27 protein-coding genes are annotated in these 25,492 nt (G+C 60.6%); 10 read left to right on the top strand and 17 right to left on the bottom strand.

What is annotated here, in order from left to right; translation table 11 throughout:
• The first annotated feature begins 23 nt into the window (after positions 1-23).
• The 3 genes from BSG20_RS07590 to BSG20_RS07580 all read left to right on the top strand — a co-directional run bounded on the left by BSG20_RS07590 (position 24) and on the right by BSG20_RS07580 (position 5,625).
• A complete protein-coding gene (locus tag BSG20_RS07590) occupies positions 24-1,478 on the top strand; it encodes a hypothetical protein (protein WP_072373019.1) in 1,455 nt (484 codons plus the stop codon).
• A gap of 120 nt (positions 1,479-1,598) precedes the next feature.
• Complete coding sequence (locus tag BSG20_RS07585; protein ID WP_072373017.1) at positions 1,599-4,859, top strand: adenylate/guanylate cyclase domain-containing protein; 3,261 nt, start codon at positions 1,599-1,601, stop codon at positions 4,857-4,859.
• Between the two features lie 88 nt (positions 4,860-4,947).
• Positions 4,948-5,625 carry a peroxiredoxin-like family protein gene (locus BSG20_RS07580; RefSeq protein ID WP_072373015.1) on the top strand — a complete coding sequence of 226 codons (678 nt, stop codon included), beginning with the start codon at positions 4,948-4,950 and terminating at the stop codon, positions 5,623-5,625.
• Between the two features lie 104 nt (positions 5,626-5,729).
• Here BSG20_RS07580 and BSG20_RS07575 read toward each other — a convergent pair whose 3' ends face one another.
• The 7 genes from BSG20_RS07575 to lgt form a co-directional block, all read right to left on the bottom strand.
• On the bottom strand, positions 5,730-6,341 hold the full coding sequence (locus BSG20_RS07575; RefSeq protein ID WP_072373012.1) for a Kazal-type serine protease inhibitor domain-containing protein: 612 nt from the start codon (positions 6,339-6,341) through the stop codon (positions 5,730-5,732).
• 99 nt (positions 6,342-6,440) lie between these two features.
• Entirely contained in the window at positions 6,441-7,373 is a 933-nt protein-coding gene (locus BSG20_RS07570; RefSeq protein WP_072373009.1) for a ribose-phosphate pyrophosphokinase, read from the bottom strand.
• A 106-nt stretch (positions 7,374-7,479) separates the two neighbouring features.
• The gene (locus BSG20_RS07565) at positions 7,480-8,310 is read right to left on the bottom strand and encodes a hypothetical protein (RefSeq protein WP_072373007.1); all 831 of its coding nucleotides are present in this window, start codon (positions 8,308-8,310) and stop codon (positions 7,480-7,482) included.
• Between the two features lie 97 nt (positions 8,311-8,407).
• Positions 8,408-9,559 (bottom strand): M24 family metallopeptidase, encoded by a 1,152-nt coding sequence (locus tag BSG20_RS07560; protein ID WP_072373004.1) that lies wholly within the window; start codon positions 9,557-9,559, stop codon positions 8,408-8,410.
• A gap of 5 nt (positions 9,560-9,564) precedes the next feature.
• Positions 9,565-10,359: a peptidoglycan editing factor PgeF gene (gene pgeF / locus BSG20_RS07555; protein WP_072373001.1), complete on the bottom strand. Its 795-nt coding sequence runs from the start codon at positions 10,357-10,359 to the stop codon at positions 9,565-9,567.
• Between the two features lie 96 nt (positions 10,360-10,455).
• Positions 10,456-11,556: a class I SAM-dependent methyltransferase gene (locus BSG20_RS07550; RefSeq protein WP_072372998.1), complete on the bottom strand. Its 1,101-nt coding sequence runs from the start codon at positions 11,554-11,556 to the stop codon at positions 10,456-10,458.
• Positions 11,557-11,580: 24 nt separating this feature from the next.
• A complete protein-coding gene (lgt, locus tag BSG20_RS07545) occupies positions 11,581-12,462 on the bottom strand; it encodes a prolipoprotein diacylglyceryl transferase (RefSeq protein WP_072372995.1) in 882 nt (293 codons plus the stop codon).
• Positions 12,463-12,740: 278 nt separating this feature from the next.
• On the opposite strand from lgt, the gene BSG20_RS07540 reads away from it, so the two are divergent.
• The 4 genes from BSG20_RS07540 (at position 12,741) to BSG20_RS07525 (ending at position 15,068) form a co-directional block, all read left to right on the top strand.
• On the top strand, positions 12,741-13,001 hold the full coding sequence (locus BSG20_RS07540) for an accessory factor UbiK family protein (protein ID WP_024313858.1): 261 nt from the start codon (positions 12,741-12,743) through the stop codon (positions 12,999-13,001).
• Positions 13,002-13,393: 392 nt separating this feature from the next.
• The gene (locus BSG20_RS07535; protein WP_024313857.1) at positions 13,394-13,894 is read left to right on the top strand and encodes a type III secretion system chaperone family protein; all 501 of its coding nucleotides are present in this window, start codon (positions 13,394-13,396) and stop codon (positions 13,892-13,894) included.
• The gene (gene proC / locus BSG20_RS07530; protein WP_072372993.1) at positions 13,895-14,713 is read left to right on the top strand and encodes a pyrroline-5-carboxylate reductase; all 819 of its coding nucleotides are present in this window, start codon (positions 13,895-13,897) and stop codon (positions 14,711-14,713) included.
• Positions 14,714-14,726: 13 nt separating this feature from the next.
• Entirely contained in the window at positions 14,727-15,068 is a 342-nt protein-coding gene (locus tag BSG20_RS07525) for a tRNA-binding protein (protein WP_072373369.1), read from the top strand.
• Here BSG20_RS07525 and BSG20_RS07520 read toward each other — a convergent pair whose 3' ends face one another.
• The 4 genes from BSG20_RS07520 to BSG20_RS07505 are packed head-to-tail and all read right to left on the bottom strand — an operon-like array spanning position 15,069 to position 18,266.
• On the bottom strand, positions 15,069-15,650 hold the full coding sequence (locus tag BSG20_RS07520; RefSeq protein WP_072372990.1) for a DUF1349 domain-containing protein: 582 nt from the start codon (positions 15,648-15,650) through the stop codon (positions 15,069-15,071). It lies immediately after the preceding gene.
• An 8-nt stretch (positions 15,651-15,658) separates the two neighbouring features.
• A complete protein-coding gene (locus BSG20_RS07515; RefSeq protein ID WP_072372987.1) occupies positions 15,659-17,038 on the bottom strand; it encodes an ATP-binding protein in 1,380 nt (459 codons plus the stop codon).
• Between the two features lie 28 nt (positions 17,039-17,066).
• Complete coding sequence (locus BSG20_RS07510) at positions 17,067-17,768, bottom strand: response regulator (RefSeq protein ID WP_024313852.1); 702 nt, start codon at positions 17,766-17,768, stop codon at positions 17,067-17,069.
• Positions 17,769-18,266 (bottom strand): MarR family winged helix-turn-helix transcriptional regulator, encoded by a 498-nt coding sequence (locus BSG20_RS07505; RefSeq protein WP_072372984.1) that lies wholly within the window; start codon positions 18,264-18,266, stop codon positions 17,769-17,771.
• A gap of 255 nt (positions 18,267-18,521) precedes the next feature.
• Between BSG20_RS07505 and BSG20_RS07500 the strand changes: the two genes are divergently transcribed.
• Positions 18,522-19,415: a branched-chain amino acid aminotransferase gene (locus BSG20_RS07500; RefSeq protein ID WP_072372981.1), complete on the top strand. Its 894-nt coding sequence runs from the start codon at positions 18,522-18,524 to the stop codon at positions 19,413-19,415.
• Between the two features lie 59 nt (positions 19,416-19,474).
• On the opposite strand, the gene BSG20_RS07495 is transcribed toward BSG20_RS07500, so the two are convergent.
• Positions 19,475-19,741 carry a hypothetical protein gene (locus BSG20_RS07495; RefSeq protein WP_024313849.1) on the bottom strand — a complete coding sequence of 89 codons (267 nt, stop codon included), beginning with the start codon at positions 19,739-19,741 and terminating at the stop codon, positions 19,475-19,477.
• A gap of 241 nt (positions 19,742-19,982) precedes the next feature.
• Positions 19,983-20,591 carry a DUF1236 domain-containing protein gene (locus BSG20_RS07490; protein ID WP_072372979.1) on the bottom strand — a complete coding sequence of 203 codons (609 nt, stop codon included), beginning with the start codon at positions 20,589-20,591 and terminating at the stop codon, positions 19,983-19,985.
• Between the two features lie 194 nt (positions 20,592-20,785).
• Here BSG20_RS07490 and BSG20_RS07485 point away from each other — a divergent pair, with 194 nt between their 5' ends.
• Positions 20,786-21,433, top strand: coding sequence for an MBL fold metallo-hydrolase (locus tag BSG20_RS07485; RefSeq protein ID WP_072372976.1), 648 nt, complete (start codon positions 20,786-20,788; stop codon positions 21,431-21,433).
• Positions 21,434-21,496: 63 nt separating this feature from the next.
• Here the strand turns inward: BSG20_RS07485 and BSG20_RS07480 are convergent, their stop codons facing one another.
• The 3 genes from BSG20_RS07480 to BSG20_RS07470 all read right to left on the bottom strand — a co-directional run bounded on the left by BSG20_RS07480 (position 21,497) and on the right by BSG20_RS07470 (position 23,648).
• Entirely contained in the window at positions 21,497-21,910 is a 414-nt protein-coding gene (locus BSG20_RS07480) for a BA14K family protein (protein WP_072372974.1), read from the bottom strand.
• A gap of 141 nt (positions 21,911-22,051) precedes the next feature.
• Positions 22,052-22,267, bottom strand: coding sequence for a cold-shock protein (locus tag BSG20_RS07475; protein WP_007534130.1), 216 nt, complete (start codon positions 22,265-22,267; stop codon positions 22,052-22,054).
• Between the two features lie 466 nt (positions 22,268-22,733).
• Positions 22,734-23,648, bottom strand: a complete 915-nt coding sequence (locus BSG20_RS07470; protein WP_072372971.1) for a DMT family transporter — start codon at positions 23,646-23,648, stop codon at positions 22,734-22,736.
• 109 nt (positions 23,649-23,757) lie between these two features.
• Between BSG20_RS07470 and BSG20_RS07465 the strand changes: the two genes are divergently transcribed.
• Positions 23,758-24,234, top strand: coding sequence for a class I SAM-dependent methyltransferase (locus BSG20_RS07465; RefSeq protein ID WP_072372968.1), 477 nt, complete (start codon positions 23,758-23,760; stop codon positions 24,232-24,234).
• Positions 24,235-24,340: 106 nt separating this feature from the next.
• Here BSG20_RS07465 and BSG20_RS07460 read toward each other — a convergent pair whose 3' ends face one another.
• Positions 24,341-25,492: a PQQ-dependent sugar dehydrogenase gene (locus BSG20_RS07460; RefSeq protein WP_072373366.1), complete on the bottom strand. Its 1,152-nt coding sequence runs from the start codon at positions 25,490-25,492 to the stop codon at positions 24,341-24,343.

Genomic DNA, 25,492 nt, shown 5'->3' with positions numbered 1-25,492 from the left:
GCAAGCGGCGGAGGAATTCAGGTATGCGGGTCAATCTCATTGCGGCAACGAGCACGATTGCGCTCGCCTTGGCATCTGCAGCCTATGCCGCCGACATCAACCAGGCCGGGGCAAAGCAGGTCGAGGAAAGCCTGACGAAGCTGCTGCCGAAGAGTGTGGCAAAAGACGGCATCGTGACCGTGAACCCAGCAGGGACACGCTACGAGATCATCTATGATTTCGTGAAGCTCTTGAAGAAGGTCGAGCCGGGCAGCTTTGCAATCACCGGCCTGACGCCTTGGTCGATGTTCGCTACACCACTGGATACCGGCCTGTGGCGCGTCGAAGGGAACAATTCCCTCAATGTTTCCGGGAATTTCAAGGCGCCCGGACAGCCGAAAACCGATTTTACCTATGCCATCGATGCCTTCATCTTCAACGGCATTTTCGATCCGGCGATCAGCTATCTTCGCTCGGGCGACGTCTCCACGAAGGCCGTAAATTTTTCGTCGAAGAGCGAGGCCGAGGAGGTCAGCGCCAGCTTTGATGGCATGACGTACAAGCTGACGTCATCGGATGGCGCAGCGCCCGGCACGACGAACTTCGCCACCAGCGGCTCCGCTGCAGGGTTCCTCGAGACGATCAACAGTCGCGAGGTGCCACCGGTCGAAATTCGCGCCGACGCGATCGATTTCGCAGCCGCCGTCAACGGCCTGCCGGTAAACAAGGTTCGCGATATCATCCTGTTCGCGGTCGATCACGCCGACGAAAAGCAGCTTGCCGCGGCAGACAGCGACAAGCTGAAGGGGATGCTTCGGGATGCCTTCCCTTTGCTCACGAGCTTCAACGAAACGATCGACTTCAACAATTTCACCGTGTCGAGTGCTGCGGGCAACGGTGGTGCGAAGTACGTCAGCTACGACGTCACGCTCGACGGCCCGACCGATGCGACGCGTTTCGGCGTCGGCTTGACGGCGCAGCAGATCAGTTTTGCGAGCGCGATCGTCCCTGCGGCCTATTCCGCCTTCGTGCCACGGGAATTGCAGCTGCAGTTCGCAATTGAGGATATGGATTTCACTGCCTTCGGCGATGAGTTTCTCAAGGTCGATTTCACCGGCGGCGCTTCCTCGGAAGAAAGCGGCAAGAAGGCTGTCGAGCGGCTCTTCAAGGGCGGCGAACTGGTGATGGATTTCCCCAAGATCAGCGCAGTGTCGGGCGTCTATGACGCCGAGATTTCCGGAAAGATCCGCGGTCGCGTCGATACCTCCAAGGATTACTCCATGGATGCGACCGTTCTGGCGCGTGATCTCGACAAGACCATTGCCGCCGTTCAGGAGCTCGCAAAGACCAATGCCGATCTCAATCAGGTCTCGTTCGGCCTGATGATGGCCAAGGGTTTTGCGAAGACTGATCCTGATGGGCGCCAGCGCTGGGATATCAGCGTTGCGCGGAACGGATCCGTCACGATCAATGGCCAGGTCATCAAGGGCGCTGACTGAGTTTGCCGTCCCAGCGTCAAGCGCCGCCGCACCTCTTGCGGCGCATTCGCGGCAGGTTCATTCTGTCTCGCTAGCGTAGGCTCCCGGGCGGGGGCCGGTGCGCGTCCTGGGGGCAGGCCGATGAATTGTGCCGCCTGTGGTTTTGCGATCGAAAGCAGTTTTGCGTTCTGCCCGAAGTGCGGCGCAAGACAACCTGTCGTCTGCGCCTCCTGTGGCGAGGCCTGCCAGCCCGATTTCGCGTTTTGCCCGAAATGTGGAGCAGCCCTCGGGCGAGCCGACGACGTTCGTGCAGCTCCTGGCGAACCGCTGCCGCTTGCGCTCGCGCATACATCGACGCCTGATGATGCCGCTGATCGGCGTCCGCTGACGGTTCTGTTTGCGGATCTCTGTGGTTTTACTGCTCTCAGCGAGAGAACAGATCCCGAGCTCATGCGCTCGCTGCAAAACGAGCTGTTCGAGGAACTGACGCGAGCGGTGGAGGCTTACGGCGGCTTTGTCGACAAGTTTGTGGGGGATGCGCTGCTTGCGCTATTCGGTGCGCCGACGGCGCATGAGGATGATCCCGATCGCGCGCTTTGCGCAGCGCTCGACATGATTGCGGGGGCCGACCGTCTTGGCGCCAAATGGCTGGATCTGGTCGGTGGTGATCCGCTGCAGTTGCATGTCGGTATCAACACCGGACCGGTGGTTAGCGGTGGTTTCGGGGCGGCGGCGGCGCGATCCTACTCCGTGACTGGCGATACAGTGAACACAGCGCAACGGCTGCAAAGCCTAGCCGGTCCGGGCGAGATACTGGTCGGGCCGGTGACATACCGCCTGACGCTGCATGCATTCGCCTTCGAAAATCTCGGTTCGCTGGCCCTTCGCGGGAAGACGGGCAATGTACAGGTGCATCGTCTCCTCGGGCGGATGGAGACGCCCCACACCGCGCGCGGATTGGAAAGCCTTGGACTACACGCCGAACTCATCGGGCGTGACGCAGAACTGTCGCGGATGTCCGATTGCCTGGATTTTGCCTGTGGCGGCAATGCGCAACTCGTCCAGCTCATCGGCGAGGCCGGCATCGGCAAGTCAAGGCTGGTCAGGGAGTTCCTGGAGACCGTCGCCGAAAAAGAGCGATTTCGTCATGTTGTTGTGCGCCGCGCCGTCTGCTCGCCGCTTGGCGAACAGTCCTACGGCACGCTCGCGGCCGTTCTACGAAGCGCCTACGCAATAGCCGAGCGGGAAACCGCAGCCCGGACGGCGGAACTGCTGGCATCAGGATTGATCGACCTAGGCTTCAGCGAGAGCGAGGTTGCCGGTCTGACGCCGCTTTTGTCTTACGTCTTTGGCCTCGGCGATCCCGATGGAGCGCTGCGCCACGTGGAGCCGGAGCAACTGCGCAGGCAGATCTTTTATGCCACGCGCACCATTTTCGAGCGGCGGCTGTCGCTCAGTCCGCTGTTGCTGGTGGTGGAGGATCTTCACTGGGCGGATGCGGCTTCGATCGAGGCGCTTCGCTTTGTGCTGGACAGGTTGGAGCGAACGCGCCTGATGATGCTGACAACAGGGCGATCGGTTGCTGAAGGGGAGGGCTTGGAGTCAAGCCGGATCAACCGTACGCTCATGCGGCTCGCGCCGCTTTCGGTTCAGGATGGCGAGGCGCTGCTGGATCAGTTCTTTGGCGCGGACAGTTCCGTGCCAGCGAAAACGCGCTCACGAATTCTCGCGCGGGCGGGGGGCAACCCGCTGTTCATAGAGGAGATCGTTCGGGCCCTGATCGAGACGGGCGTGCTGCATTCCGAGGGCGGATGTTGGCATGTCGCCAATGCTGAAATAGGAAGCGAGATACCGATGAGCCTGCAAGCGATGCTGCTTGCACGCGTCGACCGTCTGCCGCCCGACGTCAAGCGTTTGGCGCAGGAAGCCGCCGTCATCGGTCCGCGCTTCGATCTGGCGCTGCTTCACGCCGTCGCTTTTGATGCAGCCCGTATCGAGCATGGGCTGGACTATCTCTGCCAGGCGGAGATCGTCGAGGAAACGCCCGGTGCTGCTTCGACAAAGGCGATCTCCTATCGCTTTCCGCAACAGCTATTGCACGATGCCATCTATGGCAATCTCTTGCTGCAGCGCCGCAAGCAGCTGCACGCGCGCATCGGCGCGGCCATCGAGCGGATGCATGATGGCATACCCGCTCGGCTTGAGGACATCGCACAACTCGGCCGTCACTACTGCCGGGCCGACGAGACGGGTAAGGGCGCCCAATATCTCATGGCAGCGGGCGATCTTGCCCGCAAGACCTATGCCAATGACGATGCAATGCGCCTCTACCGCGAGGCGCTTGCGGCGATTTCGGATAAGCCACAGGCCGGTGCGGAATTGCTTGCCCTTCATGAGCGGTTCGCCGATCTCTGCGGACCGGCGGGAGAGCGGGATGCGGCACGTGAACACTATGGGCGCGCACTGACGACCCTGAGGAAAGCTGGTGATCAACCCGGGGCGGCACGGATCCTGCGCAAGCTCGGTCGCCTCAATCTCGCAGCCGGCAGAAGCGATCTTGCGGACGCCGACTATGCACAGGCTGCCTCGCTGCTGAGCGAGAGCGCTGCGCCCATCGAGCTTGCGCATCTGCTGCAGGAACGCGGACATCTTGCCTTCCGCATGGGCGATCAAAGCGCAGCAGCACGCTGGGCCGACGATGCGCTATCCTGCCTCAGCACGGCAGCCTTTGATGACGGGGGTCCCGTCGCCGTGGAAGCAGCACAGGTGCGCGCCGAGGCGCTGAATACGAAAGGCGTGGCACTGGCGCGGCTCGGACAGCATCTCGAGGCCGTGCGCGAAGTCGAGCGAAGCCTGGAGGTTGCCGAAACGGCGGGACTTCTTGGCGCCGCCTGCCGTGCCTATTCCAATCTCGGCGTACTCTACACGATCGTCGATCCAAGGCGTGCCATCGATGTGTGTCGCCAAGGCCTCGACGTTGCTAAGCGCATTTCCGACCTCGGCTTTCAAGCACGGCTTTACGCCAATCTCGCCGTTGCCTGCTGCACCTTCACGGACAACTGCGCCAAGGAGGGAGTGCCGGCGGCGGAGCGGGCGATCGAGATCGACCGGGCGCTCGATCAGCGCGATCACCTGGCGGTGCCGCTCATCGTCCTTGGACAGATCCATCAATGTCACGGCGAACCGGACCTGGCCTGGAATTATTATGAGGAAGCGCTTCAGCTCGCGCGTGAAATCGGCGAACCACAGCTGCTCTTTCCATGCTATGATGGGCTTGCGACATTGAACCTGGAAAAAGACGATATGGCCGAGGCGGAGCGATACTTTTCGCTCGCCCAGGATGTTTGCGTCAGGCATGGGCTGGATCCCGACGCACTGGTCGTGTTGCCCTTCCTGGATTGATTCAGCGCCGACAGGTAAGGTGTTGAATTTTCGCTATTTTTGTTCTTCTGCTCGGCGTCTCGCCGACGCGTCTGTGAGGGAGGCTATCATGTCCGAAAATCAAAGCGAAAGACCGCTGCAGCCCGGCGACCGCGCGCCGAACGTCATTCTCGATGCGATCACGCGTCAGGGCAAGATATCGATCGATGACTTCCGGGGGCAGAAGCCTGTGCTGGTCGGCCTGTTTCGCGGGCTCCACTGTCCATTCTGCCGGCGGCAAATCGCCTCGATGGCGAGCCTTGCGGGTGATCTCCAGCAAAAGGGGGTCGAAAGCCTGACGATCGTCAACACGCCCATCGACCGAGCGCGCCTCTATTTCCGTTACCACCCCTTGCCCAATCTGGTGGCCGCATCCGATCCCGACCGGATATCGCATCGCGCCTTCGGCCTTCCCAATCTCGAGTTCACGCAGTCGGAGACGGTCTGGCCTTATAAGGTCAGTCTCGACACTCTGACCTCGATGCGCGTCGACATCCCCGATCTGCCTCAGCCGATGGCGCCGATGGCGGCTGTCGAATTCCTCGACAATGCCGATGGCTACGAATTCACCGACGACGATAAGCGCATGATCGCAACGGGAGAGGGCCAGTTGGTCGGTGAATTCCTGCTCGACCGCGATGGCGTCGTCAGATGGTGTTTCACTGAAGTCGCGGACGACGGTCGACACATGTTCGGCGTACCGGCCCCCGAAGAAGTCATGTCGGCGGCATCGCACATTGCCGCCTAACACGCGTCGCGAGCTTTCAGCTCCGCTTGTCAGGACCGAATTCCATTTCGACAGACGCGCTTTCGCGCAGGCGGAAGCGCAAGCCGCCTATGAGGGTTGCTGCTTCACCGCCGGCACGCGCCCTGGCTCATGATGCGGAAACCGCTGTTGCTTGCTTCGCAAGCGTTCGGGAAGGTCCGCATCTCAGAGCCGCGCTGGCCGCAGACCGGCCGATACTCGCGTGTGCAGATGCCGCCCGGCTGCGCCGGTCGCGGCGCCGGACGCTGCGGGCGCACCGCAATCCCGGGCTGTCGGGCGCACTGGCCGCGGCTGATGACGGTGAAGTTGGCGGCGCGTGCCTGGCATGCATTGGCGAAGGTCTGGACACGTGCCCCACGTTGGCCGCAGACTGGAGCATATTCCATGGTACACATCCGCGGGCTTGCGGCGCGAGGCGGCGGCGGACGCGATGTTATCGGGGTCGGGCGGCGGCACTGGCCGCGGTTGATGATCGCGAAGCCAGCTGCGCGTGCCTGGCATGCATTGGTGAAGGTCTCGACACGTCCACTGCGCTGGGCGCAGACCGGGGCATGTTCCATGCCGCACATCGCCGGCCTGGGCGGGCGAGGCGGCGGACGCGAATAACTTGGCCCGACGTCGACGGTGCAGGCGGACAGAAGCGGGATGAGCGCCAGCAGAGCGAGCTTTCGCGGCGAGAGGAATCCGGCGAGCGTCATTATTCTTCCCCTACGGCTGGATTTCTTTCTAAATCCTAGCGCAAGTTGCATTTCCGGGGAAGTTCAAACCTCAGCGGTAGTTGCGAATTTCGCAGCGGTTCAGTCGAACAGGCTGGAAACCGACTCTTCCTGGCTGGTGCGGTTGATCGCTTCACCGATCAAACTGCCCGTGCTGACAACGCGGATGTTGTGAGCCGATTGGACAGCCGTCGTCGGCTGGATCGAGTCGGTGATGACGAGCTCGCGAAGCTTGGAGGACGTGACGCGCGTGACGGCGCCGCCCGACAGGACGCCATGGGTGATGTAGGCGGTGACGCTTGTCGCGCCATTCTTCAGGAGGGCTTCCGCCGCGTTGACGAGGGTGCCGCCGGAATCGACGATATCGTCGATCAGGATGCAATCCTTGCCGGTGACGTCGCCGATGACGTTCATGACTTCGGATTCGCCCGGGCGGTCGCGACGCTTGTCGACGATTGCCAGAAGACAGTCGAGGCGCTTGGCGACCGAGCGGGCACGGACGACGCCGCCGACGTCAGGCGAGACGACCATGACGTTGCTGGTGTCGTAGTTCGCCTTGATGTCGCGCGACAGGATCGGCACGGCGTAAAGGTTGTCGGTCGGAATGTCGAAAAAGCCCTGGATCTGACCGGCATGCAGGTCGAGCGTGAGGACGCGGTGCGCGCCAGCCTCGGTGATCAGATTGGCAACCAGTTTCGCCGAGATCGGCGTACGAGGTCCGGGCTTGCGGTCCTGGCGGGCGTAGCCGAAGTAGGGAAGGACTGCCGTGATACGACGTGCCGACGAGCGACGCATGGCGTCGATCATGATCAGCAGTTCCATCAGGTGGTCGTTGGCCGGGAACGAGGTCGACTGAACGAGAAATACGTCCTCGCCGCGAACATTTTCCTGGATTTCCACGAAGATTTCCTGATCGGCAAATCTTCTGACGCTGGCTTTGCCCAATGGCACGTTGAGATAGTTGCAGATCGCTTCGGCGAGATGCCGGTTCGAATTGCCTGCGAAAACCTTCATCTTGGTCCGCCTATTACCTGCTGATAGCCGCGCTTTTTAGCCAGCTTGCTCCTGAATGCAAGGGCTAAGGCGTTATCTGCGCCTATATTTCTAAAAAGCTTGTGGCTTAACCGCCACGAGCGTCGCGCCATGTCGAGAATTCGGTGATGGTTTTCGATGCGATTTGCTGCATGAGCGAAGCGGGAACGCCGGCCCAGGGATCCTGCGCTTGCGAGGGCACGCTTTCCTGTCCCTGTATGCGGTGCAAGCGAGCGCCCCCACCGTCGAGAACGTCCCAGACGTAGACCACAGTGACCTTACCGCTGTCAGAAAAGGCGGAGAGATACCCCTTCAGAATGTAGGCGCTGGAGCTGTCGTTCGAGCTCTTGATCGAAAGCCCGTGCGAGCGGGCCTCGGCCCCGAGCTGGCGCGAAAGCGGCGTGACGGCCTGGACCGGCGCGCCGATGATCGGCAGGAAGCGGACGGTCGTGCCGCGCGCCGAGGGGGAGTTGGTATTCAGCATGGCAGTCTGGTTTTGCTGCCGCGGCGGCTCACGCGGGGGCGTTTCCACCATGTCTTCTTCTTCGGCCTGGGCATTGGACACAGGCTCAGGCAGCGTCTCGGCTTTGATCGGAGCGGCGGCGGCGGGCCGGGGCGGGTCGTTTTCCAGCGCCATGGCCTGGGCTTGCATCGTGGTTGGTGGTGCGCCCGAACCCTGCCGGTAAGCCGTCTGGTTGTAGGCAGGGTGATATCCGTTCGACCGCCGTTCGGAAGCAAAGGCCTGCTGGCGTGGCGTCGCGCCTGCCATGCGCTCGACGTCGCCTTGCGTTACCGGCGAGGAACGGATGCTTCCGGAGGGTTCGCCGATGTCGACCAGGGGAACCAGGGCATCGTTGGTGTTGCAGGCGGATAGGGCAAAGCAGGCAAGGAGCATCGGCGCAGTCGCAACTCGCGTCATCCCTCGTTACATCCTTCCCAGTGCCGGCCCCATGCACTTTATGAAGGCCGGCGCCGGTCTATGTCAATTCCGGATTCTTGGCCAGCAATGGTTTGCGTCAGACGTTGATGAAGTCCAGAAAGTGGCGCGAAAGGGCGCGGGGCACGTCGTCGGTCGTCAGATAGGTCTGCCCGAGGGTCATCGCCGTTCCCGTGTCGGAATCCATGATGATCATGTGCACGAAGAGCGACATGCTCGGCTCGATCGGCTGCGGATTTCCGACGTGGAACATCTGATGCTCCATCCAGGACGGCGAGAAACGGGCGCCCAGAGAGTAGCCGCAGGCATTGAGACGGTGGCGGGAAAGACCTCGTTCATCCATGATTTTCGCGTGCGTATCGAAAACATCGCCGAAGCTACGGCCCGGCTTGAGGACGGTCTCGATCGCCTGGATCGTCTCGAAGCAGGCATTGTAGAGTTCCCGGTGGCGATAGTTCGGTTCGCCGATGACGATGGTACGCATCATTGCCGCATGGTAGTGCGCGTAAGCGCCCGCCCATTCGAGCGTCAGCTGATCGTTCGCATCGAGCTTGCGGCGGCCGGCCTTGTAGCGGCACAGCAGCGCGTCCTCGGCGGAGCCAATGATGAATTCGTTCGCCGGGTAGTCGCCGCCACCGGCAAAGACGGCGCCCTGCATGGCGGCCAGAATGTCGGCTTCGTCCGCACCTGGCTTGGTCAGCGCCAGCGCCGCATCGAGCGCATCGTCGGCCAGGGCGGCCGCGCGTTCGACATACGCGACTTCGGCCGGGCTTTTGATCAATCTCAGGCGGCTGACGAGATAGGAGGCGTCGACAATCTGTCCGAACGACGTCAACTGCGCATCGAGCATCCGGGCAACGCGGCCCGTCATGCCATGGGTATCGTACTCGACGCCGATCCTGGCGCCGAGCAGGTCCATCTCGACCAACAGGTTCCTGAGGTCGACGGTCGGGTCGGCATTCACGCGGTCGACCCAGATTTGGACATTTTCCAAGATAGAGGTGTGCTTGGCCTGGCGCAGGTCGGCGGAGCGCGTGATCAAGGCCATTGTCCCGTCGGCCTTGACGACAAGCGTCTGGAAGAAGCAGTAGCCGAAGGTGTCGTAGCCGGTCAGCCAGTACATGCTTTCCTGCGCAAAGAGCAGCAGCGCGTCCAGCTTTTCTTCGCGCATCCTGTCGGTCAGACGTGCGAGGCGGACGGCGAATTCGGGTCTGTCGAAGTGCAGGGCCATGCCGCTTAAATCTCCCTGATTGCGATTGCAGAAATTTGCCGGCCGTAATCCGGCTCCTTGTTATGTGTGGTCCGGCGATAAGAGAAGAAACGCTCGGTGTCGGGATAAGTGCAGATCCCCAGGGTTTCTGCGCGGACACCGGCGATGCGCAGCCGATCGACAGTCAGCGCCGGCAGGTCGAACATCGCGTGCCCGGGCTTTGCTGAGGACAGGAAGTAGCGCTCGTACGATGGATCCTGTGTGACAAAGCGCTCCACAAATTCCGGGCCGACCTCGTAGCTTGCCTGGCTGATCGATGGCCCGAGGCAGGCAACGATTGCCTCCCGCTTCGCGCCAAGTCGGACCATGGCGGCAATCGTGTTCTCCAATACGCCGGTTAGGACGCCTTTCCAACCGGCATGAGCGGCACCGATGACACCGTTCGTCGCGTCGGCGAAAAGGATGGGCCCGCAGTCGGCTGCCAGAACGCCAAGCGCTATGCCGGGGGTTGCCGTTACCATCGCATCTGCTGCTGGGCGCGATCCGTCATAGTTTTTATCGACGATGACCACATCGGGAGAGTGGACCTGATGCACGGTAGCGAGACGCTCGACAGGCAACTCAAACCAGTTTGCCACACGGCGGCGGTTCTCCTGAACCTTCTCGCGCTCGTCGTTCGAGCCGAGGCCAACATTCAGGCCGCGATAGATGCCGTGCGAAACGCCGCCTTCCCGCGTAAAATAGCCATGGAGAATCGCGTCACCGGTTGTCTCGTTCAGCAGCGTGCTTTGGATCGGTGCCGGAGATGCTGCTTGTGTCATTAAAACTTCCAAGATTGCTTGAACTGCTGATCCGCCATTTTCGGATGGCAAAGCCCGTCGGTTGCGGCGGATGTTGGCCCAGCGGCGCTTCTTCTGTCAATCCGCTGGACGGAAGGGCATCAAATCCACGGCCGGGTGAGAGACCGCCATGACCTTGAAGAGTTCGCCCATGCGCCCTTCGCCTTCGCCGGCCAGTCGATCGACGGCGGTTTGGATAATCTGGCGCGTATGTGCTTCCCGGTCTCGGCCAAGCGCCGCTGCGCGATCGAGAATGCCGAGGCCGACAAGAAAATCGCCCTGGTGAAGCATGCCGTTCAGGTGAACGCCAGCCGAGGTGGCGGCCTGCGCCAGCGCCTGGAAATCGACGTGGCTCGTAAGGTCGGCTTCGCCCGGATGTGCCAGCGGCGGGTCGTACTCATGCATGCGCACCGCCTGCAGCGTATCGCCGTAGCCACTGACGAGGTGCCCGTAGTCGATGGCGACAGCCGTTCCCCCATAGTCCTTCAGCCGATCGCAGATCGCTTCCATCACCGACTGGCGAGCCGACGAGATTTCAAACAGCGTTCCCGGGAGCACATCCTCTTCCGGCCAGGGCAGAAGGTCTCGATCGATCCCTGCCACCCCGACGCCGAAGGCCAGTTCACCGTCTGCGTCGACGCCGACCATGCGCTCGCGGAACCCCGTCGTCGTCTTCACGAACTGACGGATCGGAATGGCATCGAACAATTCGTTCGCCGCGACGAGCGAAAAACCCGGCGTCACGTCGCCGAAACCTTGATGCCAGCTGACCTTGTCGCCATACGACGCGAGCGTTTCCTGCTGGATGTTGCGCAGACGCTCGCTCGTTTCGACGAGGTGCACCGTCATGTCCTCAAAGAGCGGCGGTGCTATGCGGGAAACGACGCGCAGCATATCCGACATCATGGTGCCGCGACCGGGGCCGATCTCGACAAGACGGACACCGCCAGGCGTTCCGTGTCGCTGCCAGGCGTGGACGATGAAGACGCCGATCATCTCGCCAAAAAGCTGGCTCACCTCCGGCGCGGTCACGAAGTCGCCCGAGCGCCCGAAAGGCTCGCGGGTCCTGTAGTAACCGTGTTCGGGATCGGCGAGGCACAGCGAGAAAAAGTCCGTGACGCTGATCGGGCCGTTTGCCTGGATGATCGCCTTGATCTTCTCACCGAGCGCGGTGCTCATCGATACCCTCCTGTCCGGCTGCGTTCAGTGCTGCAAGGCAGCCTGACGGCGCGCCAAAAGCATGGCCCAGATTCCCAGCAGAACCATCGGCGTGGAAAGCACCATGCCCATGGTGAGCCAATTGGTGCCCAGCAGGTAGCCCAGCTGGGCATCCGGTTCGCGGAAGAATTCGACGAAGATACGAGAAAGCGCGTAGCCGCAGACGAAGACGCCGGTGACGAAGCCCGGCGCCTTCAGGGCGCGGAAGCCGTAGATCAGAACGGCGAGAACCAAGAGCAGCACGATGCCCTCCAGCCCAGCCTCATAGAGCTGGCTGGGATGGCGAACAAAGTCGTCGCCGGGGCAGTAGCCGTTGGTCTTTTCAATGTACTGATTGCAGAAAACCATGCCCCACGGCACATCCGTCAGGCGACCCCACAGCTCACCATTGACGAAGTTGGCGATGCGGCCGCAGAACAGGCCGATCGGGACGACCGCCGAGACGATGTCGAACAGGCTCCAGATCGGTATGGCGTTGCGACGTGCGAAAATGATCATCGCGATGGTGGTGCCCGCCAGTCCGCCGTGGAACGACATGCCGCCGTTCCATATCTGGATGGCCCGGATCGGGCTCTCGATCACTGCCGGCATATCATAAAACAGGATGTAGCCGATACGCCCGCCGAGAACGATGCCGAGAGCGACCCAGATGATGAAATCGTCGAGTTGCACCTTGGTGATCGGGGAAACATCGCCTGGCCATAGCTTGTTGTTTGCGGCGATCAGACGGCCATAGTACCAGCCGAGCATGATGCCGGCGACATAGGCAAGTCCGTACCAGTGAATTGAAAGGGGGCCGAGCGAAAAGGCGATCGGGTCGATCTCGGGGAAGGGCATGATCGCCAGGAGATTGGCTGCTGTCGGCAAGGGTTTCCCATTCGCTGGCGTGAGCCCTACGGAGTGGCCGGTCGGACGGACGCAGTTCAGTTCAAGGCGTCCTTTGCGACTTTCTAAAGGCGCGCCAAGCTCGATGTGGGCGGAAGATGGCGCTGGGATCAAAAACGGTCAAGTCGATTGTTGGCGATCGGCTCGCACGGGCAGGCTTATCCAGTGCAAAGCGCTTGCATCCTTAGCGGCGAAGCCCTACCTCATTCTTGAAAGGCCCGAAGGCCGCACGTTGCATGTTGTAAAGGGAGAAGACCGCCATGACGACTGGAGCAAACCGCATCATGGACGAGTTCGCCAAGCTGATGACGGACGCCGCCGGCGCGGCCCAGGGTGTGCGCAAGGAAATCGAGACAGCCTTCAATGCGCAGGCGGAGCGCTGGCTCAATACTCTCGATGTCGTCAAGCGCGAGGAATTCGAGGTCGTGCGTGACATGGCGATCAAGGCGCGCGATGAAAACGACGCCCTCCTTGCCCGGATCGCCGCCCTTGAAGCGAAGCTTGCAGCCAAGGGCAAATAATTCCCGTTGTGACACAGGCCGTGGTGTGACCTTTATGAGACACGCCGCGGCTGCGACTTAAAAACCGGGTGTCGTTATCCACCTGTGGACACTGCCAAAAAGATCAATGGGCAGAGTCATTTAAACCCTCCTTCTGAATGGAAACCCGAAAAGCTTTCCACAGTGCCGTTCCCTAAAACGGCCGTGAGGGGCTGGCGCGTCGCCTAGCCCGTTATACACTGATTTTAAATGATGATTCGAAGCAGTTGATAAGCTCCAGGCAGGTTTGACTGCGTAAAGTCTGGTAGCGGTTCAACGGTCATCAGGGTTGGTGGTTCCGGCTGTTGCGTGTGTTCTCCTTGTGTCTCGTTGACGAAGTTGGTTCGCATTCACTCCGGTCAAGAAGGTGCTGCATGAGCCTCATGGAATTGGAAGTCGAGCGTCAGTCGAACCCGGTCGATATGATCGAGTACGTCGCCGCCAATAACGACTGGTCTTTCGAGCGGTCGGGCGATGACGAGATTGCGATGACGGTTGAAGGGAAGTGGACCGACTACCACGTTTCCTTTTCCTGGATGGAAGAGTTTGAGGCGCTGCACCTAGGCTGCGCCTTCGACGTCAGGGTTCCCGAACAGCGTGTCAACGAAGTCACCAAGCTCCTGGCCGCGATCAATGGTCAGGTGCTGATGGGACACTTCGATCTCTGGCGCCAGGAAGATGTCATCATTTTCCGCCAGTCGTTGCTGCTTGCCGGGGGTGCCGAGCCGACCAATCGACAGGTCGAGGTTCTGCTGGCTAGTGCACTCGACACTTGCGAGGCGTATTATCAGGCCTTCCAGTTCGTGATCTGGTCGGGCATGGAGGCGAACCGCGCGATGGAAGCGGTTCTCTTCGAAACGGTCGGCGAGGCGTAAATGTCATCCGCATCTTCAGGTCCTGTCGTTCTCGTCGGTGCCGGCAACATGGGGGGCGCGATGCTCTCCGGCTGGCTCAAGCGCGGCGTGGCCGGTTCCTCTGTCGTCGTCATCGATCCCGGCCCGTCGGAGCAGATGATGAAGACGATCAACGATGCCGGCGTGACGCACGTCACCTCGGCTCCGGCAGGTTTGACGGCAGGCGTTCTTTTCCTTGCGGTCAAGCCGCAGGTCATGGATGCCGTGCTGCCGCCGGTCAAGGCAACGCTCGGACCGGAGACGGTCGTCGTGTCCGTTGCCGCTGGCAAGACATTGTCGTTCCTTGAAAAGCATCTCGGCGAGGCTGCGATGGTGCGCGCCATGCCGAATACGCCGGCCATGGTCGGTCGTGGCGTTACGGGTGCGTTCGCCAATGCGCGCGTCACAGATGCGCAGCGCGAGCTTGTCCATTCACTGTTGCGTGTCTCCGGTCCGGTCGAGTGGGTTCCAACCGAAGCCGACATCGATGCCGTCACGGCCCTGTCGGGAAGCGGACCGGCTTATGTGTTCTATCTCGTCGAGTGTATGGCAGAGGCAGGCCGTAAACTTGGCTTGCAGGCGGACCTTGCCATGCGTCTTGCACGGGAAACTGTCGCGGGGGCTGGTGAGCTTTTGCACCAGTCCCCCGACGACGCCGCGCGGTTGCGCCAGAACGTGACCTCGCCGGGCGGCACGACGGCTGCCGCGCTTTCCGTCCTTATGGCCGAGGACGCGATGCAGCCGCTTTTCGACAAGGCCCTTGCAGCAGCACGCAAGCGTGCCGAAGAGCTTGCCGGCTGAGGGCATCCAGATCATGGCTGACGAAATCACCTATGCCGACTTCGAGCGTGTCGACATCCGCGTCGGGACGATTGTCGAGGCAAGCCCGTTCCCGCAAGCGCGCAAGCCGGCCTTCAAACTGTTGATCGACTTCGGGGCGGAAATCGGCCTCAAGACATCATCGGCCCAGATCACCGTTCACTATACGCCCGAGACCCTGATCGGTCGGCAGGTTCTCGGTGTGGTCAACTTTCCGCCGCGACAGATCGGCCCAGTTCGCTCAGAAGTCCTGACGCTTGGCTTCGAGGACGAAGCGGGCGCGATCGTTCTTGCGGCACCGGACAAGCCAGTGCCGAACGGCAAGAAGCTGATGTGATCAGTGGATATCGCGCGACAGCGGGTCGGTCAGCGAGAAAGCATGGAATACGGCTTGAAAGCCGGCGCGTTGCGGCGAGCAGAATGCCGGGCCGACGGCAACCTCCACAAATGCCGGATCGAACCAAGCAAGCCGCGCCATTCGCCAGTCCTCCATCCGGTCTGTTCTGTATTGAATGAACAGCGCATCGCCGGTTCGCGTTACGCGCACGCCCATGCGGTCGAATCCGTGGTCGAGCCGAAAGGCTGACCAGTCGGAGTTGCCATTGGTGACGACGACGCTGAAGTGCATTGCTCCATCGGTATATTCGATCCCGCATTTCATCCAATGCGTCGCGTCGGCCCGAACCATCATGCCGGCCTGGTCGTAGAGTTCCTCATAGCGTGCGCAGAAGGATATGTCGGCCGTGAAGTCGCCGTCTCTTCGCTGATGCAGGAAATGCCCGTCGTCGCGGTGGAAGCCGTAGTAGGTTCCTTGCCAGAAGTCCGTCTTCGGTCCAGACCAGACATAAAGGCAGCCGTTGCGCTCTTCAAAGCGAGGCGGCGGGTTCAGCCATGTCATTCGCGCCGTATCGATCATCATCTCTCTTTTCACGCCGGTAGGCGCACGGTCGCCCGCAGACCGCCCAGAGGGCTGTCGCCGAGCGTGACGTTGCCGCCGTGGCTTCGGGCGATATCGCGGGCAATGGCAAGGCCGAGGCCCGTGCCCGAGGCGTCGAGATTGCGCGCTTCATCGAGCCGGAAGAATGGCTTGAAGACATCCTCGCGGTTCTTCTCGGGAATACCCGGACCATCGTCGTCAAAGGTGATCGTCAGCCACTTGGCACTGTGTTTGGCGTTGACGTCGAGGGTGCTGGCGTAGCGGCGAGCATTCGAGGCGAGGTTCGTCACAAGGCGCGCGAAGGCGTTTGGACGCACCGCAATGCCGTCCTCGCCTTCTATGGCGTATGTGAGTGTCTTGCCCTCGTGAAGTTCGAAATCGGTCTCAAGCTTTGCAAAGAGGTCGCTAAGCTTCATTTCGCCGACGTCTTCTTCGACCTCGCTTCGTGCGAAGGCCATGTAAGCCTCGAGCATCGATTGCATGTCATTGATGTCGTCGTTCAGGCCGTGCAGGTCGGGATTGTCGCCGGCCAGCGCCAGTTGCAGCTTGAAGCGGGTCAGAATCGTGCGCAGATCGTGGCTCACTCCGGTCAGCATCGCGGTGCGCTGCTCCATCTGCCGCTCGATGCGCTCGCGCATCAGAATGAAGGCGAGGCCGGCGCGGCGAACCTCGTCTGCACCGCGCGGGTGGAAGTTGTCAGCCTTCTGGCCCTTGCCGAAGCTTTCTGCTGCGTTTGCGAGCGCAAGGATTGGACGGATCTGTCCCCGCAGGAAGAGGATCGATATGCCGATCAGCACCAGCGAAGCGCCGACCATCCAGACGATGAAGATGTGGGTGTTGGAGGCGTAGGTCGAGTTGCGTCTTGCCAGCACGCGAAGGATCTTGCCTTCGAGCTTGATGCGGATCTCGACGAGATTGGAATCGCCCAGCGTGTCGATCCAGAACGGGCGTTTGACCTGGTCGCTGATCTCGTCGCTCAGAATGCCATCAAGGATTGAGAAAAACGGCTTGGTGCGTGGCGGCGGCAGGTCGCCGTCCGGTTCGATCGAGATCTGCAGGCCCAGCTGGTCGCGTGCGATGCGCGTGACCTCGCTGTAATCAGTATCCTGTGGATAGGTCTCGATGATCTGGATAACAGCTGCAATGTCGCGTGTGACCGCAGCAGAGAGGCGTTGCGTCACCATCTGCCAGTGGCGTTCCATGAACAAGGCCGCCACGACCGACTGGAGCAGCAACATCGGGATGATGATGATGAGAAGCGAGCGGACGTAGAGGCCGGTCGGCAGATAGAGCCGTAATCTGCGGATCATCCACCGCCAGCCGCGGGCGGGCGGGCGGTCCTCGCGCCGAAGGGAGTCGAATGTCACCATTTGGTCGCTGGTCCTGGGGTTGCGACTGTCAATCGATGCTCAACCGGTATCCTATACCACGAACCGTCTGCAGCCAGACCGGATTTGCGGGATCGTCCTCGATCTTGCGTCGCAGGCGGTTGATCTGCACATCGATGGTGCGCTCGCCGACATCGACATCGTTGCCGATGAGCTCGTGCCGCGGAATGGTATCGCCGGCGCGCTTGGCAAACAGCAGCATGATTTCCTGCTCGCGATCCGTCAACCGGACCACTTCGGAGGCCTTCTTCAGCTCCTTGCGCGTCAGGGAGAAGGTATATGGTCCGAACATCACCTGTTCGATCTTCGGCGCATCGTTTGAGACATTGCGGCGCAGGATGTTGTTGACGCGCAGCACGAGTTCGCGCGGGTCGAAGGGCTTGGCCAGGTAATCGTCGGCGCCAGCCTCCAGTCCGGCGATGCGACTGCCCGACTCTGCCAGTGCCGTCAGCATGATGATCGGCACGTTCTTGATCGTGCGCAGATCCCTGGTCACGTCGATCCCGGAATCGCCTGGCATCATGACGTCCATGATGATGAGGTCGAAGTCCAGTCCGGCAAGCTTGCGCTGCGCTTCCGCGCCGTCCGCCGCCACCGTCACCCTGAACCCGTTCTCGGTCAAATAGCGGTTCAAAAGGGCACGAATACGCGTGTCGTCGTCCACAACAAGCAAGTGCGCAGCGTCGTCCGAAATCACTGTCTTTGTCGCCATTCAGTCTGCTTTCGCGTTTTGTCTGTTCCGCATACCTCTCAGGAAGGCCTTTATGCCTTCCCGTACCTCAGGAGAAGCCCCGTCGAATGCTCTCTCAATACGGCGCGATTGCGGCTCTGCCAGAGCAAGGGCCAGCTCGCGCCCCATCTTGGTAGGATAGAGCTTGCGCTGCCGCCTGTCTTCAGGCCCTGCAATCTGGCGAACATACCCCGAATCGATGAGTTGTTTGAGCACTCTTGCGAGACTCTGCTTGGTAATCTTCAATGTATCCAGCAGATCGGCAACCGTCATACCGGGGTTGCGGTTAACAAAGTGAACGACGCGGTGGTGCGCCCGCCCGAAACCGATCTCCGCAAGAATGGCGTCGGGATCGGAAACGAAGTCACGATAGGAGAAAAACAGAAGCTCGATGATCTCGAAATCGATGGTTTGCGTGTTTTCCATCGGCAGCTTCAGCGGTTCGGCCTTGCCCACCTTCGGGCTCGTCTGGCGTGCCAACTTGGCAGTTCCTTTCTTGTTGCGCACCGTGCGGGAAGCTGTCGTAAAAATATGTCAGCATTGTTGACGTATCTCTGCGCCGTTGCTAGCTTCCCCAAGCGTTGCGAAGCCGGAAGAGGACGCCATTTCCACTGGAAATTTGGCCTGACTTCGCAAACTTCACTACAATGCGTCATTTTCCCCTGCGTGAGTGGATAAAACGTATTGGGGACAACAATCAACAGCAATGGCGTGCGGGCGCCGGAGGAGTGAGAAATGGCTTCAGTTCCCTTTGATCAATTGGATGGCGAAATCTGGTTCAACGGTGCATTCGTGCCCTGGAAAGACGCAAAGATCCACGTGCTGACCCATGGCCTCCACTACGCAAGCGCGGTATTCGAGGGGGAGCGCGCCTACGGCGGTAGGGTTTTTAAGCTCACGGAACATAACCAGCGCCTGCACACGTCCGCGCAGATCCTCGGCTTCAACGTGCCTTATTCGGTTGCCGAACTGGATGCGGCGACGATCGAGCTCCTGAAGCGCCAGGGCTTTTCCGATGCCTATGTCCGCCCGATCGCTTGGCGCGGTAGCGAGATGATGGGCGTGTCCGCTCAAGCGAACCGCATCAATGTCGCGATCGCCATTTGGCAATGGGGGAGCTACTTCAATCCGGCAGAGAAGCTGAAGGGCATCCGGCTCGACATTGCCGAATATCGCCGGCCCGATCCGAGGACGGCGCCGTGCGCCTCGAAGGCTGCCGGGCTCTACATGATCTGCACCATTTCAAAGCATGCGGCCGAAGCCAAGGGGTATGCCGATGCCATGATGCTCGACTATCGCGGCCAGGTGGCGGAAGCGACGGGGGCAAATATCTTCTTCGTCAAGGATGGCGTCATCCATACGCCGACGCCGGATTGCTTCCTGAACGGCATCACGCGACAGACAGTGATCGCGCTCGCCAAGCGTCGCGGTATCGAGGTGATCGAGCGCGCCATCATGCCGGAGGAGCTTGCGGATTTCAGCGAGTGCTTCCTGACGGGCTCTGCGGCAGAGGTGACGCCGGTCTCGGAAATCGGCCCGCATAAATTCACGCCGGCGACGATCAGCGAAACGTTGATGAACGACTACATCAAAGAGGTATATCCGGCGGCTGCTGCAGCGGCCGAGTGAACTTTACCAGCAGGAGCGGCCGAGTTCCTCACGAGCTCGGCCGTTTTTCGGTGCGCCGTCTACCTTGCGCGAGCGGCTACTGCGCCTACGATCGTCGACAGGATGCCGCCGCCGATCAGGCCGCCGATTCCGTCGGCAATCAGACCGCTCATTGCGGCTTCGCCGCCGACCATGCTGAGAAGCATGCCGCCACCAATGCCACCGATTGCGCCGGCGATCGTGCGGGCAACGGCATTGATTGCAACCTGCTTCAGTGCGCCGCTTGCGACATTGCCGCCGACGGCCCCTGCTATCACTTGTGTGATGATGGGCAATAAGGCTTCCACGATTTCCCTCCTTTTGCGTTTCCTCAAAACGCCACTGCCGGCTGAGCGGTCCGAAAGGATAGCCAGCCATACAGGCGATCCGACGTCCGACCGGGAGCAGGGATATCGTCTGAATTTCAGTATTTTATCATGATTGAATATGGAGTGGAATGGAGAGCAACCCATGCGTGAAAGTTTTCCACGCTGCCCCTTGGAAAAAAAAGGCGCCCGAAGGCGCCTTTTTGCACGTTTTGTGTCAAAGTCAGTCGTAGACGTAAACAATGCGACGGGTAGCGGGATCCACAAGGACCGGCCGATCGTTGATGCGGACATATCGATACTGATAGTCCGGAATTTCCTGGAATGTCACATCGCCAGGCAGCGCTGCACCGACGACGACGTCACCGCGCAGGCGCACGGTCTGAGCCGGATTGGCTTGAACATAGGTGGTGACCATCTCAGGCGGGCTGATGGCCTCGACGGAACCAACCGGTCCCAGCAACTCGTCGCCTGGTGCCGGGTCGGGAGCGACGCTTGCCGTCGTCTCGTAGGTTACAATGGGAACGCCGAGATCGACCTGGTGCTGCTCGACGATGACGCTATTGCCACCCTGTTGAACTTGCAGGTACTCGGCATAGACCCAGCCACGCACGCCGTTGACGTCAACCCGGCACCAGCGGCTTCCCTGGATGCAGCCGTCCAGAATTGCCTCAGAACCGCGCGTCGCTATGCCGAGGGATGGGTACTGCGGACCAGGGCCAGCACGAACGTTCAGGTCGTTGATGGCCGTGGCAGCCATGTCCGCCTGGGCAAGACCGGCGCTTCCAACGACGATCGCGCCAGCCAGGAACAGATTTCGCTTCAGGGTCATCTCGTTTCTCCTTGTCTTATACAGCCAGGTAACGCTTGGCTGATGACGAGGTTCCCCTGCGGTGGGTTTCGCCGGTAAACGATTGTATCGATGTGTTAAATTGCAGCGCGGCTGGTGGCCGAACAAAATCGCGGGCTGCGCGCGGCAAAGTTTCGGACTATAGGGACACTGAGACAGAGACAAGCGAGGCACTCATGGGCATGCTCCAGGCCGGCATTATTCCGGTGACACCCTTTCAGCAGAACTGCACGATCCTCTTCGATCCGGAGACCAAGGAAGGCGTCGTGGTCGATCCCGGTGGTGACGTGCCGGCGATCCTTGAGGCCATCACGGCGAACGCGCTTGACATCAAGGCGATCTGGCTGACGCACGGCCATCTTGACCACGCCGGTGGTGCCAATGAGCTCCGGCAAGCCTTGGGCATCGATATCGTTGGCCCGCACGAGGACGATCTTCCGCTGTTGCAGCGGATTGAGGTGCAGGCGCAGAAGTATGGCCTGCCACCGGGCATGCAGAACGTCGTTCCGGATCGCTGGCTGAAGGATGGCGACAAGGTTTCTTTCGGCACGCACGAGTTCGAGGTGTATCACACACCCGGCCACGCGCCGGGCCATGTCATCTACTTCAATCGCGCGCAAAGCTTCGCCCATCTGGGCGACGTACTCTTCAACGGTTCCATCGGTCGGACGGATCTGCCAGGTGGCAATCACCAGCAACTCATCGACTCCATCCGCGACAAGGTTTTGCCGCTGGGCGATGACGTTGGTTTTATTTGCGGGCACGGGCCGGGCAGCCGGATCGGTGACGAGCGACGCAGCAATCCCTTCCTGCAGCGGATCTGAGCACCAACAAAACAAAAGCGCCGCTGAGGGGCGGCGCTTGGTGTTTGATCATGCGTTCAGACATCAGCCAGCGTTGCAGAAGTGGCTCCGGCCGTCATTGCCGATAAAGGTGCCGCTGCGCGGATCGAACGACCGGTAGCGATAGGAGCAGTAGCGTTCCCACTGCGGAGTCCAAGGCTCGACGTCGGCAGCGACCGGACGATAATAGCGGGGCGGGGGAGCGCGATAGACCGGCACTGCTTCGTATTCCGGCTCATAGACCGGCGGATCGATATAGCGCGGCTCATCATAACGCGGCGCGCTGGCGATGGCAGAGCCGACGATCAGACCCGTTGCAAGGCCGACAGCGCCGCCAACAAGCGCGTCATCGCCGTGGTGATGACGATGCCAATCACCAGCCGAAGCAACGCCGATCGATGATACCGTGAGGGCAGCAGCGGTTGCCGTCATAAGGAGGGTCTTCGCAAGCCTGTTCATTTGTCTTTCCCTGTTTTAACCGATTCCGGTTCTGCACCTTGATGATGGCAAGGTAAGGGCCGCGATCTGAATACAGGCTGAATGACAAAACCCGGCATTGCTGCCGGGCTTCAACTCGAATTGACAGCGTTGGCTGGAGGCTCAGCCTGCGATCTGCAGGTTGACAGCCTTGGGGCCCTTGCCGCGGCGGTCCGGCTCCGTGTCGAAGCTAACCTTCTGATTTTCCGTCAGTCCGGCCAAGCCAGACGCCTGAACGGCAGAAATGTGTACAAAGATGTCGGCGCCGCCCTTGTCCGGCTTGATGAAGCCAAAGCCTTTGTCGGTGTTGAAGAATTTTACAGTGCCAGTCTCGGCCATGCGTCAGGTCCTTTTATCTCCGCCCGCCATCCACACGGGCAGCATCACTGATAATGCCTCCTCGCGGAGACGTTGGCAGGCAATTATTGAAATGTGAGAAAAAGGTCCCCTCGAGCACAACCAAGCTCACCACGGGACTGACGCCCGCTTTCTCGGAACTGGCTGACCGGAATATTAGCGTCTCCGGCGCGCACATTCTTAAAGGACTTCCCATGCTCGCAAAATGCCCGAACACGGTGAGAGTGCTGCGATTATTAAATTTTGGCAAGCAAAAGTTTTTTAACGCGTCTGTGCCGGCGGCTGCCTTCAGGCCGCATTTTTGCGCTCCCGGAGCAAAATTTCATTCGTCAGCAGCCGTGGAGGCACGCTTTATATTGTTGGCAATATAGTTTGGGAGCAGATTTTGCCAAAAATGCAACGTTAACGCGATTGCGCAAAAGCTAAAGTTTTTTTCTTTTCCAGACGTTCAACCCAAATTTGGGCTCGGTTTCAGTCTGCCCGAAGCGCGACGGCGCGCTATTTCGGGCACCACTTCAACCAGAAGCATGGCGGTGAACATCAGTGCGCAGCCGGCGTAGCCGAGCGGCGGCATGGTTTCACCAAGCAGCAAGGCGCCGAGCGAGGCGCCGAAGAGCGCTTCAGAGGACAGGAAGATGGCTGCCTGCGATGGCGTCGTGTAGCGCTGGCCAATGATCTGAAGCGAGAAGGCGACACCCGAGGAGAAGATCCCGACATAGAGGATTTCCGGGGCCGCAGCCCATACCGCCGTAGAGCTGATCGGCTCCGTGACGAGCGCAACGGCGAGCGCGCAGGCGCCGGTCAAGGCAAACTGGGCGGCCGAGAGCGCAAGCGGACGGCCAGTTTCAGATACCGTGGTGCCAGCCAGTGTGATCTGTCCGGCCCAGAAGATTGCGCAAACGACCGTCAGCAGGTCGCCGGTCGTCAGTGCCGACAGCTGTCCGCCCGACAGCAAGTAAATGCCGGATACGGCCATGATCGCACCGGGCCAGATGATCCAGTGCGGAGAGCGGCGCAGGAAGACCACCGCGATCAATGGCACGATCACGACGTAGAGGCCGGTGATGAAGCTGGAATTCGTCACCGTCGTCGTCTGCAGCCCGATCTGCTGGGTGGTGGCGCCGCCAAACAGTGCAAGACCGGTCATGAGGTAGAGCTTGAGGTGGCGCGGCGCGGTCTTGACCGGGCTCTTGCGTGCCTCAAAAAGCATGAACGGAAGAACCGCCAGCGCAGCGATCATGAAGCGCAGGCCAATGAACCAGAACGGACCGATCGCCTTCATTGCCGTCGACTGCGCGACAAAGCCGCCACCCCAGATGGCAGCTGCAAGCAACAAAAGAAGGTTCGCCTGAATGCGCGTCATTTCGTCCTCGATGCGGGGAGAGGGGGTGTCGTCGAGCGTTAGCAGTTGCCTTTCGTTGGGGCAAGGGTGAAGACTGTCGCGAGGCGTCAGCCCATGAGAGCAAAAACAGATGATGACGAAAACGGGTTCATTGCCACGGGAACGCGAGGAAAAGGCTCCGCTTGCGCCTGCAGGGTACTGCGGCAGTTCACTCACGCGAAAGCTTGGCCTCAAGGAAGGGCGAGCGGCACTGCTGCTCGGCGTGCCTGACATTGCTGAGCTTAGAGGCTTTCGCCATTTCTCCTCTGTCGACACGGCTGTCCCGGCAGTGATCGAGCGTCGCTTCGACTATGTGCACGTGTTCGAAACCCGCCTGCCACGTCTGGAAGATACGGCGCAGGCTTTGTCCGGCCTTCTCAGGCCCGACGGGATGCTCTGGATTTCCTGGCCCAAGAAAGCCGCGCGAATGCCGACAACAATCACCGAAGACGTGCTGCGATCGATTTTTCTGCCTTTGGGGCTGGTTGACGTCAAAGTCTGCGCAATAGACGAGACGTGGTCGGGGCTAAAATTCGTGATCCGAAAAGAACTGCGCGCCGGTCTCTAAAGCATGTCTCCCCGGGAACGGCTTCGGGCTAAAGACATGCATGAAAACAAAGACCTAAAGCGCGACAAGCGCACCTCAAAGATCGCGCCGTGCTTTAGGCTTCGCATCAGCCATTGTCCGCCGGTGCTCGCGACACCCTGAGCAATGCACCATCGTCTTCATCCGTGAGGATCAGCAGGGCGCCGTCGGGCGCGACGACCACATCACGCATGCGGCCATAGGAGCCATCGAATAGCCGCTCCTCGGCGACGAAAGCTCCGTTATCGTCGCGCTGCATGCGCGAAAGCAGTTGGAACTTCAGCGCCGCGACAAGAAAATTGCCATCCCATTCGGGGAACATCTTGCCGCGGTAAACGACGAGCGCTCCCGGCGCTATGGACGGGTCCCAATAATAAAGCGGTTGCTCAAGTCCTTCCTTGGCCGTGCCTTCGCCGATCTCGGCGCCGGAATAATCACGGCCATAGGTGATGATCGGCCAGCCGTAGTTCTTGCCGGGCTCGATCTCGTTGATCTCATCACCGCCGCGGGCGCCGTGCTCAACCGTATAGAGCTTGCCGTCGGCGGCATCGAAGGCGATGCCTTGCGCATTGCGATGGCCTTTCGACCAGATTTCCGGAAGCGCCTTGGCGCCGTCCTTGAAAGGATTGTCGTCAGGAATGCTGCCATCAGCGTTGATGTGAATGATGGAGCCGGCGTCGTCCTTCCAGTCCTGGGAGCGATCCCTGTCGCCGCGGTCTCCGACGCTGATGAACAGCGAGCCGTCCCTGGCGAAGGCGATGCGGGAACCGTACTGGATATTGCCACCGGTGAAGCGCGTCATCGCAAAGATGGATTTGACGTCATCGAGCCTGGTTCCGTCCTTTGACAGCGTGGCGCTGAAGGCCTCGGTGCCGGAGCCGCCCTTGGCCCCTATGGCAGCGGTGAGGAATATCTTGCGGCTCGCTGCGAAATCGGGTGCGAGCGCAACATCCATCAGGCCGCCCTGACCGCGGGCACTGACTTTGGGTACGCCGGCAATGGGAAGGGAGAGCTTGCCGTCACGGATTATGCGCAGCCGCCCCGGTCGCTCGGTGACGAGATAGGAGCCGTCGGGAAGAACCTCCACTGCCCAGGGATGCTCGAGCCCGGTCGCAATCGTATCGACCTGAACCTCGACCGTCTTCGTCTTGACCGTATCGGCCGCCAAGCTCGGGGAGGCGGCGGCCAAGACCGCGGCTGCTAGAAAGGAGCCGACGTGAAGCTTTGCAAAGATCGTCAT

This window comes from Rhizobium tibeticum, assembly GCF_900110205.1.
Classification (GTDB): Bacteria; Pseudomonadota; Alphaproteobacteria; order Rhizobiales; family Rhizobiaceae; genus Rhizobium; species Rhizobium tibeticum.
Note: the sequence above shows the minus strand (reverse complement) of the source record. Positions and strands in the feature narration are given on the sequence as shown.

What these genes read in the sequence shown, in the direction of transcription:
- BSG20_RS07590 (WP_072373019.1), top strand. Translation starts at nt 24, where the DNA reads ATGCGGGTCAATCTCATTGCGGCAACGAGCACGATTGCGCTCGCCTTG.
- BSG20_RS07585 (WP_072373017.1), top strand. Translation starts at nt 1,599, where the DNA reads ATGAATTGTGCCGCCTGTGGTTTTGCGATCGAAAGCAGTTTTGCGTTC.
- BSG20_RS07580 (WP_072373015.1), top strand. Translation starts at nt 4,948, where the DNA reads ATGTCCGAAAATCAAAGCGAAAGACCGCTGCAGCCCGGCGACCGCGCG.
- BSG20_RS07575 (WP_072373012.1), bottom strand. Translation starts at nt 6,341, where the DNA reads ATGACGCTCGCCGGATTCCTCTCGCCGCGAAAGCTCGCTCTGCTGGCG.
- BSG20_RS07570 (WP_072373009.1), bottom strand. Translation starts at nt 7,373, where the DNA reads ATGAAGGTTTTCGCAGGCAATTCGAACCGGCATCTCGCCGAAGCGATC.
- BSG20_RS07565 (WP_072373007.1), bottom strand. Translation starts at nt 8,310, where the DNA reads ATGACGCGAGTTGCGACTGCGCCGATGCTCCTTGCCTGCTTTGCCCTA.
- BSG20_RS07560 (WP_072373004.1), bottom strand. Translation starts at nt 9,559, where the DNA reads ATGGCCCTGCACTTCGACAGACCCGAATTCGCCGTCCGCCTCGCACGT.
- pgeF (WP_072373001.1), bottom strand. Translation starts at nt 10,359, where the DNA reads ATGACACAAGCAGCATCTCCGGCACCGATCCAAAGCACGCTGCTGAAC.
- BSG20_RS07550 (WP_072372998.1), bottom strand. Translation starts at nt 11,556, where the DNA reads ATGAGCACCGCGCTCGGTGAGAAGATCAAGGCGATCATCCAGGCAAAC.
- BSG20_RS07540 (WP_024313858.1), top strand. Translation starts at nt 12,741, where the DNA reads ATGACGACTGGAGCAAACCGCATCATGGACGAGTTCGCCAAGCTGATG.
- BSG20_RS07535 (WP_024313857.1), top strand. Translation starts at nt 13,394, where the DNA reads ATGAGCCTCATGGAATTGGAAGTCGAGCGTCAGTCGAACCCGGTCGAT.
- proC (WP_072372993.1), top strand. Translation starts at nt 13,895, where the DNA reads ATGTCATCCGCATCTTCAGGTCCTGTCGTTCTCGTCGGTGCCGGCAAC.
- BSG20_RS07525 (WP_072373369.1), top strand. Translation starts at nt 14,727, where the DNA reads ATGGCTGACGAAATCACCTATGCCGACTTCGAGCGTGTCGACATCCGC.
- BSG20_RS07520 (WP_072372990.1), bottom strand. Translation starts at nt 15,650, where the DNA reads ATGATGATCGATACGGCGCGAATGACATGGCTGAACCCGCCGCCTCGC.
- BSG20_RS07515 (WP_072372987.1), bottom strand. Translation starts at nt 17,038, where the DNA reads ATGGTGACATTCGACTCCCTTCGGCGCGAGGACCGCCCGCCCGCCCGC.
- BSG20_RS07510 (WP_024313852.1), bottom strand. Translation starts at nt 17,768, where the DNA reads ATGGCGACAAAGACAGTGATTTCGGACGACGCTGCGCACTTGCTTGTT.
- BSG20_RS07500 (WP_072372981.1), top strand. Translation starts at nt 18,522, where the DNA reads ATGGCTTCAGTTCCCTTTGATCAATTGGATGGCGAAATCTGGTTCAAC.
- BSG20_RS07490 (WP_072372979.1), bottom strand. Translation starts at nt 20,591, where the DNA reads ATGACCCTGAAGCGAAATCTGTTCCTGGCTGGCGCGATCGTCGTTGGA.
- BSG20_RS07485 (WP_072372976.1), top strand. Translation starts at nt 20,786, where the DNA reads ATGGGCATGCTCCAGGCCGGCATTATTCCGGTGACACCCTTTCAGCAG.
- BSG20_RS07480 (WP_072372974.1), bottom strand. Translation starts at nt 21,910, where the DNA reads ATGAACAGGCTTGCGAAGACCCTCCTTATGACGGCAACCGCTGCTGCC.
- BSG20_RS07475 (WP_007534130.1), bottom strand. Translation starts at nt 22,267, where the DNA reads ATGGCCGAGACTGGCACTGTAAAATTCTTCAACACCGACAAAGGCTTT.
- BSG20_RS07470 (WP_072372971.1), bottom strand. Translation starts at nt 23,648, where the DNA reads ATGACGCGCATTCAGGCGAACCTTCTTTTGTTGCTTGCAGCTGCCATC.
- BSG20_RS07465 (WP_072372968.1), top strand. Translation starts at nt 23,758, where the DNA reads ATGATGACGAAAACGGGTTCATTGCCACGGGAACGCGAGGAAAAGGCT.
- BSG20_RS07460 (WP_072373366.1), bottom strand. Translation starts at nt 25,492, where the DNA reads ATGACGATCTTTGCAAAGCTTCACGTCGGCTCCTTTCTAGCAGCCGCG.